General features: G+C 52.5%; 1 rRNA gene. It reads left to right on the forward strand.

Annotation, left to right across the window (positions count from 1 at the left end):
* Window positions 1-255 (forward strand): 23S ribosomal RNA (locus M3180_RS22530); the annotation flags it as partial.

Here is a 255-nt window from a genome sequence, read left to right on the forward strand (position 1 = left end):
GATCCGGTGAAATTTTAATACCTGTGAAGATGCAGGTTACCCGCGACAAGACGGAAAGACCCCATGGAGCTTTACTGTAGCTTGATATTGGACTTTGGTACGATCTGTACAGGATAGGTGGGAGCCTTTGAAGCATGTGCGCCAGCATGTGTGGAGGCGCCGTTGGGATACCACCCTGATCGTATCGGAGTTCTAACCTGTCACCATGAATCTGGTGAAGGGACCGTGTCAGGCGGGCAGTTTGACTGGGGCGGT

It is taken from the genome of Paenibacillus camelliae (assembly GCF_023715345.1).
GTDB lineage: Bacteria > Bacillota > Bacilli > Paenibacillales > Paenibacillaceae > Pristimantibacillus > Pristimantibacillus camelliae.